At 60.3% G+C, this 14,666-nt stretch carries 17 protein-coding genes and 2 pseudogenes; 12 read left to right on the plus strand and 7 right to left on the minus strand.

What is annotated here, in order from left to right:
• Positions 1-5 precede the first annotated feature (5 nt).
• Genes NDB2M1_RS17530 through NDB2M1_RS17540 form a run of 3 tightly spaced genes read left to right on the plus strand, consistent with a single transcriptional unit; the run spans position 6 to position 3,372 of the window.
• Complete coding sequence (locus tag NDB2M1_RS17530; protein ID WP_072384132.1) at positions 6-1,997, plus strand: FAD-binding oxidoreductase; 1,992 nt, start codon at positions 6-8, stop codon at positions 1,995-1,997.
• Positions 1,997-2,680 (plus strand): iron reductase, encoded by a 684-nt coding sequence (locus tag NDB2M1_RS17535; protein ID WP_216234060.1) that lies wholly within the window; start codon positions 1,997-1,999, stop codon positions 2,678-2,680. Before NDB2M1_RS17530 ends, NDB2M1_RS17535 begins: the two co-directional genes overlap by 1 nt.
• Positions 2,668-3,372 carry a cytochrome c3 family protein gene (locus tag NDB2M1_RS17540; protein WP_083554956.1) on the plus strand — a complete coding sequence of 235 codons (705 nt, stop codon included), beginning with the start codon at positions 2,668-2,670 and terminating at the stop codon, positions 3,370-3,372. The genes NDB2M1_RS17535 and NDB2M1_RS17540 overlap by 13 nt, the downstream gene beginning before the upstream one ends.
• Before the next feature lie 224 nt (positions 3,373-3,596).
• Here NDB2M1_RS17540 and NDB2M1_RS23440 read toward each other — a convergent pair whose 3' ends face one another.
• The 6 genes and pseudogenes from NDB2M1_RS23440 to NDB2M1_RS17570 form a co-directional block, all read right to left on the minus strand.
• Positions 3,597-3,872: a YgjV family protein gene (locus NDB2M1_RS23440; protein WP_371328220.1), complete on the minus strand. Its 276-nt coding sequence runs from the start codon at positions 3,870-3,872 to the stop codon at positions 3,597-3,599.
• 383 nt (positions 3,873-4,255) lie between these two features.
• Positions 4,256-4,815 (minus strand): annotated as a pseudogene (locus NDB2M1_RS23360) (transposase); the annotation flags it as partial.
• A 5-nt stretch (positions 4,816-4,820) separates the two neighbouring features.
• Positions 4,821-4,895 (minus strand): annotated as a pseudogene (locus NDB2M1_RS23445) (hypothetical protein); the annotation flags it as partial.
• Between the two features lie 4 nt (positions 4,896-4,899).
• On the minus strand, positions 4,900-5,406 hold the full coding sequence (locus NDB2M1_RS23365; protein ID WP_072384134.1) for an IS66 family transposase: 507 nt from the start codon (positions 5,404-5,406) through the stop codon (positions 4,900-4,902).
• 58 nt (positions 5,407-5,464) lie between these two features.
• Entirely contained in the window at positions 5,465-5,677 is a 213-nt protein-coding gene (gene tnpB, locus NDB2M1_RS23450) for an IS66 family insertion sequence element accessory protein TnpB (RefSeq protein ID WP_083554957.1), read from the minus strand.
• An 18-nt stretch (positions 5,678-5,695) separates the two neighbouring features.
• Positions 5,696-6,292: a c-type cytochrome gene (locus tag NDB2M1_RS17570; RefSeq protein WP_072384135.1), complete on the minus strand. Its 597-nt coding sequence runs from the start codon at positions 6,290-6,292 to the stop codon at positions 5,696-5,698.
• A 210-nt stretch (positions 6,293-6,502) separates the two neighbouring features.
• Here NDB2M1_RS17570 and copC point away from each other — a divergent pair, with 210 nt between their 5' ends.
• Both copC and copD read left to right on the plus strand, forming a co-directional pair.
• Positions 6,503-6,883, plus strand: a complete 381-nt coding sequence (gene copC, locus NDB2M1_RS17575) for a copper homeostasis periplasmic binding protein CopC (protein ID WP_072384161.1) — start codon at positions 6,503-6,505, stop codon at positions 6,881-6,883.
• 4 nt (positions 6,884-6,887) lie between these two features.
• Entirely contained in the window at positions 6,888-7,823 is a 936-nt protein-coding gene (copD, locus tag NDB2M1_RS17580; RefSeq protein ID WP_072384136.1) for a copper homeostasis membrane protein CopD, read from the plus strand.
• Between the two features lie 228 nt (positions 7,824-8,051).
• Here the strand turns inward: copD and NDB2M1_RS22710 are convergent, their stop codons facing one another.
• On the minus strand, positions 8,052-8,645 hold the full coding sequence (locus tag NDB2M1_RS22710) for a hypothetical protein (protein ID WP_171955440.1): 594 nt from the start codon (positions 8,643-8,645) through the stop codon (positions 8,052-8,054).
• A gap of 224 nt (positions 8,646-8,869) precedes the next feature.
• On the opposite strand from NDB2M1_RS22710, the gene NDB2M1_RS17590 reads away from it, so the two are divergent.
• From NDB2M1_RS17590 to NDB2M1_RS17620, 7 genes are read left to right on the plus strand one after another with little or no spacing between them, the layout of a single operon-like run.
• Positions 8,870-11,293 (plus strand): glycosyltransferase family 4 protein, encoded by a 2,424-nt coding sequence (locus NDB2M1_RS17590; RefSeq protein WP_072384138.1) that lies wholly within the window; start codon positions 8,870-8,872, stop codon positions 11,291-11,293.
• A 33-nt stretch (positions 11,294-11,326) separates the two neighbouring features.
• Positions 11,327-12,775: a F0F1 ATP synthase subunit beta gene (atpD, locus tag NDB2M1_RS17595; RefSeq protein ID WP_072384139.1), complete on the plus strand. Its 1,449-nt coding sequence runs from the start codon at positions 11,327-11,329 to the stop codon at positions 12,773-12,775.
• Positions 12,772-13,191 (plus strand): F0F1 ATP synthase subunit epsilon, encoded by a 420-nt coding sequence (locus tag NDB2M1_RS17600; RefSeq protein ID WP_072384140.1) that lies wholly within the window; start codon positions 12,772-12,774, stop codon positions 13,189-13,191. Before atpD ends, NDB2M1_RS17600 begins: the two co-directional genes overlap by 4 nt.
• Positions 13,188-13,475 carry an AtpZ/AtpI family protein gene (locus NDB2M1_RS17605; protein ID WP_083554958.1) on the plus strand — a complete coding sequence of 96 codons (288 nt, stop codon included), beginning with the start codon at positions 13,188-13,190 and terminating at the stop codon, positions 13,473-13,475. Before NDB2M1_RS17600 ends, NDB2M1_RS17605 begins: the two co-directional genes overlap by 4 nt.
• The gene (locus NDB2M1_RS17610) at positions 13,451-13,738 is read left to right on the plus strand and encodes an N-ATPase subunit AtpR (protein ID WP_083554959.1); all 288 of its coding nucleotides are present in this window, start codon (positions 13,451-13,453) and stop codon (positions 13,736-13,738) included. The genes NDB2M1_RS17605 and NDB2M1_RS17610 overlap by 25 nt, the downstream gene beginning before the upstream one ends.
• Entirely contained in the window at positions 13,735-14,424 is a 690-nt protein-coding gene (locus tag NDB2M1_RS17615; protein ID WP_072384142.1) for a F0F1 ATP synthase subunit A, read from the plus strand. The genes NDB2M1_RS17610 and NDB2M1_RS17615 overlap by 4 nt, the downstream gene beginning before the upstream one ends.
• On the plus strand, positions 14,421-14,663 hold the full coding sequence (locus NDB2M1_RS17620) for a F0F1 ATP synthase subunit C (protein WP_072384143.1): 243 nt from the start codon (positions 14,421-14,423) through the stop codon (positions 14,661-14,663). The genes NDB2M1_RS17615 and NDB2M1_RS17620 overlap by 4 nt, the downstream gene beginning before the upstream one ends.
• Positions 14,664-14,666 lie beyond the last annotated feature (3 nt).

Below are 14,666 nucleotides of genomic sequence, written 5' to 3' on the forward strand. Positions count from 1 at the left end.
TCAGCATGAAGCGTCCGCTCCATCAAATCACTACTCACCGAACTCTCTGGAGTCGGATTGGCTACCGGGTTCTGATCGCACTGACGGTGATGCTCACATCACCGTCGGTCGTGGCGCAAACCGCTGACGAGCACGCTTCGCATCATCCAGGCGGAGGCGGGGCAGCTCCAGCCATGCCTGCCGCAGCCAGCGGCACCGACATGCCTGCAACACAACCCATGGGAGGCTCGGGCACTGACCCAATGGCCGCCATGATGAAGCAGATGATGTCACCGTCGGCCGGATCTGCCGGGCCGGGAGGTATGGGTGGCACAGCCGCGCCCTCCGGCTGTTGCGGGCCAATGGGTGCCAAACCCTTCTACCCCTCGCTGATGCAATGGCCAGCGCTGACCGACGAAGCGCGGCGGGCCGTTCGAGCCGAAGCGCTAAAGCGCCTCGGCTCGGGGACCGAAGTGCTGACTGCCGAGCAATCCCGACTCCATCACGCGCTTGCGTCCAACGACTTCGTAGCTGCCGGTGACGCCATCAAGGGGGCTCGCGAAGGCCTTGCCCAAGCCGACAGCGGCGTGAGCGCCCTCAAGGGACTGGAGGAAGGCAAGGCACCCCGCGAGATCGCTCTCACATGGTTCAAGAACCAAAATGGAATAGGCGGAGCTGAACAAATGGCGACGGATAGCGGCCTTTCCTGGTGGCACATCATTGGAATGGTACTGCTCGCGGCGGCACTCCTTGCCGCCCTGCTCTTGCGGCAGGCTCGGCTTCGTCGCATCGCGAGCCTTGTCGAGCGACTGATGCCAGGGTCGCCCACAGCACAAACTGCAATTGGCGCTCCGGCTGCACCCACGGCAATGGCACAGCCCGCTGTTCTCGCGGGCGTCCCACAGGTGTCTGCCGAGACTAATGCTCCGCCGCCCGCTCAACGCCCTTGGAAGGGGGTGCTGCGCATCAAGGCGATCTTCGACGAAACGCCGAACGTGAAAACGTTCCGCTTAATGGAGGCGAACGGCGGTCCCATCCCGTTCACTTTCCTGCCGGGGCAATACGCAACAATCACTTCGGAAATCGACGGACAGAAGGTCCGTCGATCCTACACGATCTCATCATCCCCCACCCAGCGCGACTATATCGAACTCACGATCAAGCGTGAACAATATGGCCTGGAGTCGCGTCATCTTCACGATCATGCCGATACCGGCGATCTCCTTGAAATATCTGCCCCCGCCGGCAGGTTCTTCTTCACGGGGAAGGAAGCCGACGGCATCGTTCTGATCGCCGGCGGCGTTGGCATCACGCCAATGATGAGCGTTCTGCGAAGTCTCACAGACCGGTCCTACGAGCACGACATTTTTCTACTTTACGGCGTGAATACACCAGAAGATCTCATTTTCCGCGATGAGTGCGATCATCTGGCACGTCGCCATCCCAAGCTTCACGTCGCGTATACCGTCGCCAAAGCCGAAGGCACCGATTGGCAAGGCCAGGTGGGCTACATGACGGCAGATTTCATAGCGGCCTCGGTACCCGACATTGCGAAACGACGAGTCCACTTGTGCGGCCCACCCCCCATGATGGCTGCAGTGAAAGAAGCGCTCGCGCAGCTCCAAGTCCCATCAGACCAGGTTAAAACCGAAGAGTTCGCTCCGCTCAAGGGTGGCCCAGTCATGGAAGCCGAACCCTCGGAACCTGTTGCGACACCGGCATTCACCGCTGATCAGGCCGTGCCGATCCCGTCTGCACACGCCACCATCACATTCTCAAAGTCCGGCAAGGCAGGCCCCCTCGCGCCGGACCAGTCGGTGCTCGAAGCCGCCGAGGCGATTGGCGTAGCGATTGATTATGATTGCCGAGCTGGCACCTGCGGTCGGTGCAAAGTGCCACTCCGCCAGGGTCAGGCAACCATGGAGGTCGAGGACGCGCTCGCCGCGGATGAGAAGGCAGCGGGAATCATCCTCGCCTGTCAGGCAAAATCGACCGGTGACCTGGTGGTGGAGGCCTGATGACCGAAACCGAAAAAATCACGGTCGGAGGCCTGGTCAGTGTGCTAACGCTGATCGTCCCCGGATTTCTTATCCATTCCGCGCCCCGCTTCCCGGGCAGCCTTGCCGGGAGCATGTTCGGGATCGCCGCCGCGCTTCTGTTCCTGCTCCTGCTGTCCTACACGGCGGTGAAGCGGCAGGCCTGGATCAAGGAGCGGACCAAAGGCTCCATCTCGCTTGGGGCGCTAATGGGGTTTCACGTCTACGCCGGCGCAATCGGGGCATTGCTCGGCATCATTCACTCCGGCCACAAGTTTCAGAGTCCGCTCGGTGTGAGCCTTGTGATATCGATGCTCGCGGTCGTCGCGAGCGGATTCATCGGGCGATATTATCTTGCGCAGGTCAGCCAGGATCTCCGGCTTCAGCAAAAAGAGCTCAAGCTGCTTCGCGACCGCTACGATGGGTTGGCCACAGTTTCCGTAGTCTGGAATCGCGAAAGCGTCATCGACCCGTCAGGACTTAGTCTCGATCATCTGCTCGGTGCCATTTCGGATCTCGAATTTACAATAATGGCACGGGATGCGATCAAGCGCACCCTCGCGCGGTGGACGGTGTTCCATGTCGCGGTTGCGATTGTGATGTATGGCCTGATGGCATTGCACATTTGGGGCGGCTACTATTACGGCCTTCGGTGGCTGCCGTGAAGCGAACCACAATCCTTTACCTGGTGCTTGCGACGATCGCGCTGCTCGCAGCCATCGTGGTCCCCTTCACAGTCTACCGTTCGGGAAGCACTGCGCTACCCCAATGGTCATCGGCAGTCCGTCCCGGGCCCTTGTCGAGCGCCCACGCATTGCTCGAAGGCAAATGCGAGAGCTGCCATACTCCCAACCAGGGCATCAAGGCCGAAACCTGTATCGCATGCCACGCCTCTGCGCCTGAACTCCTGATGAAACCCGCGACCGCCTTCCACGCCAACCTAAAGGAGTGCGGGGGTTGCCACATCGAGCATCAGGGCCGCACTCTTCGTCCGGTCAGGATGGATCACCTGGTCCTCGAGAAGATTGCGAAGCGCGCTACAGGGCAAGTTGCAAAACTCGACTGCCAATCCTGCCACACGCCTCGGGATATCCATAAGGGATTCTTTGGACCTGAGTGCGCAAGCTGCCACACTACGGCAAGCTGGAAAATCAGCGGCTTCTTGCATCCAAGTCCGAAATCGACCGAATGCTCACAATGTCACAAGGCACCGCCGAGCCATTACATGATGCACTTCGAGATGATGGACAAGATGATCAGCGGCGAAAAACGGGCGCGCGTTGATCAGTGCTTCAGCTGTCACCAGACCGACTCGTTCAACAACATCAAGGGCGTCGGTATGGTCAAGGTGCATTGAGCGATCATTTCGCAAAGATAATTTGGCGCTTCGTGACTCTGTGGCCCAAGCAATGATCGGTTTTTACACCACCGGCGCGCAGCGTACTTTGAGCCCGTTCGCCAAGATTGCGCAATGAACTGCGATCAGACAATCCATGAGACGCAACGGGACGAGCCGCTTGAGCGCGCGTCGAACACATTCACCCTGGCAAGTTCACGACGACCAGGCCGTGGGTATCCGAATCAAGCTAAGATCGAGACAGGTTCGGTTATCGACGGGATTAGGTTTGACGCACGCGCTGAAGCGCCCCGCCGCACAAGAAATTTCGCTAAGCTCGCCAAGTTCGAAGCCAATGAGACCAGATCCGTACCCAATGCAAAGACGGCTCCGACCATTAGATTATGGGCGAGCCAGAACGGTGCGCCAACGAGAAACAGACCCTTCATTCGCGAAGTCGAGGTTTGCAATCGCGCAAGGCTGCCCAACGAGCTGCCGGTAAGCGCCAGAGCGGACGGGATGCCATGTCACGTCACAACAGAAAGAAAGACCAACAAAATGAAACTCGCTCCATAGAGCCTTGTGACCACGTAGCGATCTCGCACCGATGCAGAGATGAGGAGTTGTGAGCATGAAATGAGGCACGCCATCGCAGCTGTGGGAGAACCTAGCGTAAGAAAATAGAGCGTGAATGCGGCAGCACCCACGCTCTGGATTTTGACCACAGTTCGATAATTACTGAAAAATGGCCAGCCGATGATGCACAAAAGTGCCAAGCAACCTGAAGCGGTAGCAATCATGACCGACGCAGCGCGGTTCTTCCGAATTTAATCTGCATAGTGCGCTCAGCTCTCTCTTTTGTCATAGCAGAAGCATGAAGGATCAATGTTAATTACGCTTCAATTTACTTCTCAGTAGAACTACAGTAAGCATACGCCGAAGGCCGTGACGCGGTTCGAACAGGCTGCGATTTCGTGCAGATTGGTGCACCAATTCCAATGCAGGAGGCGATCGCCGCGCGCTGGCCGCTGCGGTCAGAACCGGAAAATAGCCACGACTTACGCCCGAGGGGCACGCAGCGCAGCGACCTTTCGGCAGCGTTGTTCGAGAGGCAGACCCTGCCATCGTTGAGGAAGCGGGTTAACGCGTTCCAGCGGCGCAGTATGTAGATGATGGCTTTGGCGACATCGTGGTTGCGGGAGATTTTAGCGAACTGCGCGCCAACTCCCGACGGACAGCGAGACGCTCGGCCGGGTTCTTGCCATTGATGTCGCGCTCGATCGCGAACAGGGCGTCGAGCTTTGGTACAACCTCCAGCGCGATCGGGTGAATGATCGATGCCTTCTCGCCGCGGCTCTTCTTCCGAGCGGCGCCCTCGACATCGGCGAGTTCGAAGAACTTCCGGCGCGCGTGTGCAAAGCACCCGGCTTCCAGGATGAAGCCGGGCTGTCGATCGACAGCGTATAGCTCTACGAAGACAGCATATCATCGGCCTGCAGTATCCCTGACCTGGATGCGAAATGAGCTCGGGGATATTCGCCGCGCCGGTCACGCGAGTAGTGGAAGACGACTGCCGGTGGATCGGAACCGCCGAACGGCCGATATCGGTCTTGCCTTTGGCCATGACCAGCACGGTGGTGTCATCGCCATGAACGCGCTCGGCACAAGGACGTGTGCCTCGATCATCCGGTAGATCCGCATAAGCGCGTGGCACGCAGTCCCGATCTGATCGGCCAGCGTCAACACACTGAGCAGGGCACCTTCGCAGGCAAAACGCTCGGCCTGGCGGTGGAGCGGATGATACTGGCCGTACGTGTCGAACACCAACACGGCGAGGAAACTGGGGCCGTGCTGCTCACCGCGTAGCTTGGCGTTCTGTAGCTTGAGATGCGCGATCATCGCTTCGGTGGCGCTGGCCAGAGCCCGTGCGTTGGCCAACTCAGCCTCGACGGCGGCGACGCGTTGCTCGGCATCATCGGCCTTCTGAAGCGCCTGCGTCAGCAGCGCCTTGAGCGCATCGGTATCATCCGGAAAGGGTGAAACGGCGCCTGCCATGGGCGAAGTGAATTATCACCAAGCCCTCGGATCAAGCCAAAACTGCCTGACGCTACGGCTATCCTGCGCTCTGCGGACGCCAGGAATACTGCGGGTAGCGGCAGTAGATCCCGTTCAACAGGCAAGCCAGTTGAGAGCTCGTCAGAGAGACGGCCCCGTCCTTCGCGGACGGCCAGATGAAGCGTCCCTTCACGAGCCGCTTAGCATACATCGACATCCCCACACCATCGTCCCAGATGATCTTCTCCAGCGACCCGGATCGGCCACGGATCGGGCAAAGGCGACATCACTAGGGCATCGCCTTCGTCATGCCAGGCATATCCTTCATCATCGCGTCATGGTCTTCGGGCGCACTGGCAATTGCTGCCTGATATTGCGCGGGCGTCATCTTGGGGAGTTGCCGCACGAAAGCCACCATATCCCAGATCAACTCGTCGCTATGCGTTTTGCCCCATGCCGGCATCGCGGTCATCTTGACCCCATGCTTGATGATCCAGAATTGCGCCTTTGGCGATCTCTGCTGCTCCCGAAAAAGCTCCGGGGCCCTGGGGTAGAGTCCCTGGCTGATCTCCGACTTCTCCAGTCCCGGCCCGAGATGGCAGCCACTGCACATCTCAGTGTAAAGCCCCGCGCCGCTCTGCAACCGTTTTAAATCCATCAGGTTGGCAGGCACACTCACATTGCGAGACCGGACGGCGATCGAACGATCACGAAGCTGCTCTATGAGCCAATAAACCGGCTTGGTGTGAGGCGCATCAGCGCCGATGTCATAGACGCCAACATACATGACCGCGCCAGCAAGCGCGCCACCGACCAGTGCCGTCACCGCAATGAAGCCTACGCTTGGCAAATGCCTTCGAAGCCATGCCGTTTTAGAATCTTGCATCGCGTCCTCCTCAGCTGAAAAGCTTTTGGTCAGTCAGTGTTTTCGCACCCGTCCAATTTATAATACGCGCGGGTCGCCCTTACCCCTCATCAGAAATCTTTATCTTATGCGCGAGTTGAACGTCGTGGGACGCTTAAAAATATCGCAACGTCGATGAGGGGTTGTGCCGTGCGGTGCGTATTAACTGTGTCGACGCCTATGGAGAAATCAATGTATCGTAAAACATTGTTGGCCGTCGCCATGGCGGTTTCTGTCTTCGCTGCTACGCCCGTCCAGGCCCATTCCAAGCTCAGCAGTGCCACACCAGCAGCAGACACTGTCGTTACAGCGCCGACCAAGATACAGCTGATCTTTTCCGAAGCGCTCGTCGCGCAGTTCTCCGGAATCGACCTGACGATGACTGAGATGCCTAGCATGAAGATGGGCCCCATGAAGGTGAATGGCGTCAAGGCGACCGTGGCACCTAACGGCAAGACGCTCGGCGCCCCGCTCGCCAACCCGCTGGCAACCGGAACCTACATGCTCGATTATCATGTTATCTCGACCGATACCCATCGGATCCAAGGCAGCTACACGTTTAAGGTCAAGTGAGACCATGTCGGACATGGTGGCAATCGCCGTCAGATTGGGTCTTTATCTTGATCTGATGCCTCTCTTCGGGCTGCCTATGTTTGGCCTCTACACGTTACGCGGGGCAGAGAGAGCATCGGGCTCGGTCCTGCGCTTCCGTTCGGTATTGGCGACGATGGCGCTCGTCGGCGTTGGCTTGTCGATGCTGGACATGATGGTTTTGGCGGCCTCGATGGGTGGCCTGCCGATCAATCAGGTAGACCGCGCAACTGTCAATCATTTGATATCGAGCACCACGATTGGCACGGTCTGGCAAGTGCGGGTCGCGGCACTCTTGCTTGTGCTGTATTTTTCCGTCGTCGGATGGCGCCGCCCCGCTTTCGCCCTGTGGTCGCTGGCGGTCACCGCCGCTGTCGCTCTGGCAACCTTGGCCTGGACCGGCCATGGAGCGACCGGTGAAGGCTTGCAAGGATGGGTCCATCTTGGGGCCGACACCACCCATCTCTGGGCCGCGGGCATATGGGTAGGAGCATTATTCGCCCTTTGTTTTCTCATTTTCCGACCTACCGCCCGCATGACGATAGATCATATTCATCTCTATCACCGGGCGTTGGATGGCTTTTCTAAGGTCGAAGCGGCACTCGTGGGACTGCTTATCCTGTCGGGGGTCATCAACAGTTGGATACTGATCGGACCGTCTAGGCTCGGTTCCCTTTTTACCAGTCTTTGCGGCCTTTTGCTGGTTGCGAAGCTGATACTGTTCGGCGTCATGCTGATGCTGGCCGCCGCCAATCGCTTCTTCCTGACGCCATACCTGGCTGCGACCATTGAGACGGGCAACACATCCTCGGCGATAAAGGCGCTCCGGCGCAGTTTCGTCATCGAAACCGGATGTGCACTTGCCATTCTAGTCCTCGTTGCATGGTTGGGGCTTTTGCCCCCGCCATCCTCGGGAATGTAATTCGTCTTCACGGAAGTGCGCACGATATGGCCTTGATTACTTTAAGGGCCGGGCCAAACCGGGAAATCGCCTCTCTGTGTCGTTCGATCTCGCCACAAGGTAGATAGGCGATCTCTAGGTCCGCGATCCGGCTGGACGCCAGCCTTGCTTTTTACGCGCGCACTTCGCTTTCGCAAGCGTCGCGAGATACAAGGAACAATCCGTCGGTGGCATGAAGTTCGGTGCTGCTCAGGGCAAGATCGAATATCCAGACAATGCCCGAATAAATGGATGTCGAATGTTCGACTTTAAAGGATGCAGCGACCCGGTCGCCGTTCCGCTCCAGTCGGTGTCAAAATTGAGGCCGGCAAGCTTTCGAGGCAGCCCTCCCCTATTCACGGTTTGTAGCTCACCGATCAGGATCTCAATGTAAAGCTGGCCGATGGCCGATCCTTGCGCTTCGACACGCTCTATGTGGGCCTCGGCACGACAGCTCAATCGGACTTGGCAAGGATGATTGGTGCCGATTTGGGGCATTCGGGCTGCATCCTCATCCATGAACATCAGAAAACGACGATCAGCGACATGTTCGTTGTTTTCGGCATGATCGAAGGGCGGGATCTTAGTGCGCGGAGCCGGTGCACCAGCAAACCCAGGATCGAGCGCTGGCACCACACCCTGAAGAACAACTTCTTGTCCGGCGACCTCGATGCCCAGATCGACGAGACCGGCGAGCATTACAAGCACCAGCGTTACCAAGAGAGCCGGCCACGAGACGCCCGCATCCCGCCAATCTAAACCGCGAGTTGCGCCGAATGTTCTGACGACGGTCAGTGCTGGCAAGCTTCACAGGAAGCCAACGATGCCCTGACCCGCAATGTGGCCGCCTTCCTACAAGGGCAGCGCGTTCCACGGACAATACGTATAGTGCGGCAACCGCGATATTCGCCATGCAAATGCCTCATCGAACTTCGACAGGCAAGCCTGGACGCATTGCGCAATGGCAATACGCGCCGCCGCGTTCGTGTTGCCGACTCGAAAGAGATCCATTTGGTTAGAGGTTGAACATGAACGGTCCCGTCCTCACTCCCCGGCCCAGCCGCATCGCTCTTATCGGGACATGCGTGCCGCGACATTGCGGTATCGCAACTTTCACGAATGATCTCCAGCAGGCGCTGAGCACTGCCGATCCGAACGTGGCCGCGATGACAATTGCCATGACCGACGACAAGAATGCATACGCCTATCCCGATCGGGTCCCGCTGGAGATTCAACACGCAGACCCCGCCTCCTATGAAGTGGCGGCGGACTTTCTGAATGTTGCAGATATCGAGATAGTCTCGCTGCAACATGAATTCGGGATTTTCGGCGGTGAGGCGGGTGAGCATGTCCTCGGCCTGGTGCGCGGCCTGAAAGCGCCACTGGTCACGACGTTGCACACGGTCCTTGCCACACCCAATCCGTCTCAGCGCCGTGTTATGGACGAACTCATTGCAAGCTCTGCCCGCCTGATCGTGATGGCTGATAAGGGGCGCCAGATCCTGCAGGATGTCTATGGCGTCTCGGCCGATCAAATCGCCGTGATACCCCACGGCGTACCGGATCGTCCCTTTCTGGATCCAGCTATGGCGAAGCACGATCTAGGCTTGGCAGAGCGGACCTTGCTGATGACCTTCGGACTGCTTGGGCCGGGCAAGGGTATCGAGACAGCTATTCGCGCGCTGCCCGCCCTCGTTCAGGAAAACCCCAAACTCCTCTACATGATCGTCGGCGCGACCCATCCCAATCTGGTGCGGGACGAGGGCGAGCTCTACCGAGAGAGCCTAACAGCACTCGCCAGCGAGTTGGGCGTTAGCGAACATGTCCAGTTCGTGGACAGATACCTCTCGCTTGACGCGTTGCTGGATTATTTGGCCGCATGTGACATCTATCTGTCACCCTACCCCAACGAGGCACAGATCGTTTCCGGGACGCTGGCCTATGCGATTGCGCTCGGCAAAGCCGTTGTCTCAACGCCGTTCTGGTACGCGCAGGAGCTGCTGGCAGACAATTGCGGCTTGCTCGTCCCGTTCGAGCAGGCAGACGGGTTCGCAACGGCCATTCGCAGATTGATCGACGACGATACATTGCGAAGCGAAATTCGGACGAACGCCTATGCTCGTGGTCGGGCAATGATCTGGCCGAGAGTGGCGGAACAGTATCTCGAAGTATTTTCAACCGTCCGATTGGAGCGGCGTTCGGCAGGCGCAACCATCATCGGCTTTCCACCGATCCAACCAGGCAACACCCCATTGCCACATGTCTCGACGGCCCATCTCGCTGCTCTCACCGATTCGGTCGGTCTGATGCAGCACACCAAATTTGCGGTGCCCGATCGAAGACATGGCTATTGCCTAGACGATAATGCGCGCGCGCTGCTCGTCTTCACCGAACTCGCGGCATTGCGCCCTTTGACGGCGCAAGAGGAACAGTTGCACCTCACATACGCAGCCTTTGTCGAGAGCGCCTGGTCACCACAGACCAACCGGGTCCATAACTTCATGAATTTCGATCGGACGTGGTTGGAGAGCGATGGTGCGGATGACGCTCTGGGCCGCACGATTTGGGCGCTAGGCACCGTTGCTCGGCACAAAGACGCCCGTTCGCTGGATGGCTGGGCCGCAGCCCGGGTGCTGGAGATCGCGCCCGTCTTGATGGCGTGTACATCGCCGCGCGCCTGGGCCTATGGTTTGCTCGGCATATCTGCGTTCCTGGAACGCTTTCCAGGCCATCGCGGATTTGAGCGCCTCAGGGGCGAGCTAGCCAATCGGCTTTTCCAGCGCTGGTCCGACGCTGCCAGGCCTGATTGGATCTGGTTCGAGGATAGGCTGGGCTACGATAATGCCCGTTTGTGCGAGGCGCTGATTGTCAGCGGCCATGACACCGGCAAGGAGCACTATCTCGATGCAGGCCTTGATTCGCTACGCTGGCTGATGAAACTGCAAACAGCCGAACGCGGTCATTTCCGGCCCATCGGAACAGAAACTTTCGGTGCCGATCATCGGCATCCGCAACCCTTCGATCAACAGCCACTGGAAGCCTGGGCGGCCGTCAGTGCCTGTTTGACCGCGGCGCGTGTCACTGGAGACGCCGTCTGGCAAGGTGAAGCGAGCCGTGCCTTTGCCTGGTTCCTTGGCCAAAACGATCTTCGCGTTCTAGTGGTGGATATCGAGCGCGGCGCCTGCTTCGATGGATTACATCCCGACCGGCGCAACGCCAATCAGGGCGCGGAATCGACGCTGGCTTATATCGCGGCGTTGACCGCGATGCGGCGCACTCCGTTTGCCCAGCCTGACTTGCCACGTATTTCGGAAATGACGACCGCACGATGTACATGCCACCTCGGCGGAGCCAGCGAGGATCCAATCGATACCGGCGCGGCTGGTAGCTGGCTTATGCCGGACGTTGAATTGGGCGCTCGATCCACGACGCAGCTGGCGACAGCCAATTGAAGCGCCCTCGATCCAGGCAGGCAGACAGTCATCATGCCCGCCACTGATCCACGTCCGCAGACCTATCCAGGCCAAACAGGCCTATCCGATGCCGGACACGTTATTGCCGTGCGCGGCCCGGTCATCGACGTGGTCTTCCCGAAGGGGAAGCTCCCGCTGGTCGACGAGGCGTTGCTCATTCACTGGGACAGGCCCGACGTGCTGATGGCGGAGGTGCAGAGCCATATCGACGATCGCACGGTGCGCGCCGTAGCGCTGCAGGCCACCTCGGGCCTTTCCCGTCATGTCGCGGTCGAGGCAACCGGCGGCCCTGTAGCCGTGCCGGTTGGCGCTGCGGTGCTTGGGCGACTGATCGACGTCATCGGCAGGATTGGCGACGGCGGAGACCCATTGCCCGCCGACGTGACGTTGCGCCCGATTCACCGCGCGCCGCCGCCACTCCATGCTCAAAGTTCCGCGACGTCGCAATTTGAGACGGGGATCAAGGTGATCGACCTGCTTTCCCCGCTCGCGCAGGGTGGCAAGGCGGCAATGTTCGGAGGCGCCGGTGTCGGCAAGACAGTGCTGGTAATGGAACTGATCCACGCCATGGTCGCGCGCTATGAGGGCGTATCCGTGTTTGCCGGTATTGGCGAGCGATCGCGCGAGGGACACGAACTTCTGAACGACATGCGCGGATCAGGCGTGCTCGACCGCACCGTGCTTGTCTTTGGACAGATGAACGAGCCGCCCGGCGCGCGCTGGCGCGTTGGGCTGACTGCGCTAACTGTGGCTGAGTATTTTCGCGACGAGCAGCACCGCAACGTGCTGCTGCTGATGGATAACGTCTTCCGCTTCGTCCAGGCCGGCAGCGAAGTTTCGGGGCTGCTCGGGCGACTGCCGTCCCGCGTCGGCTATCAACCGACCCTGGCAAGCGAAGTCGCCGCGCTGCAGGAGCGAATCGCCTCCGTCGCTGGCGCGGCAGTGACCGCGATTGAGGCAGTGTACGTGCCCGCCGACGATTTCACCGATCCCGCCGTCACCGCCATTTCCGACCATCTCGACAGCACCGTCGTACTATCGCGTTCGATGGCCGCGGAGGGCATGTATCCCGCGGTTGACCCGCTCGCTTCGGTCTCGATCTTGCTCGACCCGCTGGTGGTGGGCGCCGAGCATTACCGTATCGCGGAAGAGGTGCGCGAGACGATCGCGCAATACCGCGCGCTGCAGGACATCATCTCGCTGCTCGGCGTCGAGGAACTCGGGCGCGACGACCGGCTCATCGTCGATCGCGCGCGCAAGCTGCAGCGATTCCTGACCCAGCCGTTCGTCGTCACCGAGGCGTTCACCGGTACGCCGGGGCGCTCGGTGCCCCTCGCCGAGACGCTAAAGGGTTGCGCGGCGATCCTCGCCGGCGAGGCAGACGACTGGGCCGAGAGTGCTTTCTACATGATCGGCGATTTCGAGGAGGCGCGCGCGCGCCAGGCGGGAGCCCCCAAATGAGGCTGTTGATCACCGATCCCGCGCAGATCGTCGCGGATCATCCCGATGTCGATGCGGTCCGCGCGGAAGATGCGACCGGCAGTTTCGGCATCCTGAAGGGCCATAGCGATTTTCTGACCGCGCTGGAAATATCGGTCGTCTCTTGGCGGCACGCGGACGGACGGCAAGGCTTCTGCGCGATCCGCCAGGGCATCCTGACGGTTAGCGGCGGTCGCGACGTGCGGGTCGCGACGCGCGAGGCGCATATCGGTGACGATCTCGACACGCTCGAACGCGACGTCCTAGCCCGCTATCGCGAGCGCATCGACGCGGACCGGACCGACCGCACCGCCGCCGCGCGTTTGCGCACCCAGGCGATCCGGCAGATGGTTGCGGCACTGCGCGGCGGCGCGGCCACCAGCGACATACGCCCGTGAGCGACCCCCTGCCCGACCGCGAAACCCGGCTGACCAAGGCGGTACGCGTGCGCGCCGATCGCCGCAAGGCATGGGCGCGCGACGGCGCCCCGTCGCTGGCGCGCAATCTCGGCCAGATCGGCGCGCTTGGCTGGACGATCACCGTGCCGATCCTGATTTGCCTCGCCGCCGGGCGTTGGCTCGACCATCATTTCGCCAGCGGAGTGTTCTGGACGGCGCCGTTGATAATGATCGGCGCAGTGTTCGGCGGTTGGTCGGCATGGCGCTGGATCAACAGGCGATGATGGCGGTCGCCATTCCGGCTTTCGGGTGCCTCGGCATGGCCGCAGGCGCGATCCATTTCCTGTCCCTGCGCAAGGATGTCAACCTCGTGGTCGTCGGCGGCTCCACCTTCGCGGCACTGGGCTGGCGGCTCGGACGCCTGGCGGTCACGATCGGGACGCTCGTTTGGGCAGCAACGCAAGGAGCGCCCGCGCTCGTGGCAGCAGCAGGCGGGTTCCTGCTCGCGCGGCACCTGATCCTCCCTCGACTAAGGCTGCCATCATGATCAGCTCGCCGTTCGACACGCAAGTCCTGCTCATGGTCGGTCCGGTACCGATTACGACGCCGGTCGTCACCACCTGGGGAATCATACTGCTCTTGAGCGTAGGATCATGGCTGATCACGCGTCGCCTCGCGCTCAAGCCGTCGCGAGCGCAAGCCGCGCTCGAGCTCGTCGTCGATATGTTTTCAGTCCAGATCCGCGAGACTATGGGAGTCGCCCCGGCCCCGTATCTTCCGCTGATCGGGACGTTCTTCCTTTACCTGCTCGTCGCCAACTGGTCGTCGCTGATCCCCGGCGTCGAGCCCCCGACCGCGACGCTGGAGACCGATATCGCGCTCGCGCTGATCGTGTTCGGCGCGACGCTCTGGTTCGGGATCCGCGCGCTGGGCGTTAACGGCTATGTCCGCAGCTTCGCCCAGCCTTCGATCCTGCTCGCGCCGCTCAACCTGATCGAACTGTTCACGCGCAGCCTGTCGCTGACCGTTCGCCTGTTCGGCAACATGATGAGCGGGGTATTCGTGATCGGCATCGTACTCAGCCTGGCAGGGTTGCTCGTGCCGATCCCGCTCATGGCGCTCGAACTGCTGACCGGCGCGGTACAGGCCTATATTTTCGGCGCTCTGGCGATGGTCTTCATCGGCGGTGCGGTCAGCGAAACCACTTCCATCCAGCAAAAGGCAATGACATGAATTGGATCCATTTGATAAGCATCATGGGCGCTGCGCTCGCGATCTCGCTCGGCGCGATCGCCCCCGCGCTGGCGCAAGGAAAGGCCGTCGCCGCTGCGATGGACGCTATCGCACGACAGCCAGAGGCTGCGGCCACCGTTTCGCGCACGCTGTTTGTGGGCCTGGCGATGATCGAGACCATGGCGATCTACTGCCTGGTCGTCGCATTGCTGCTGCTCTTCGCCAACCCGTTCGCCTGACCC

The sequence above is a fragment of the Novosphingobium sp. NDB2Meth1 genome (assembly GCF_900117425.1).
Taxonomy (GTDB): Bacteria; Pseudomonadota; Alphaproteobacteria; order Sphingomonadales; family Sphingomonadaceae; genus Novosphingobium.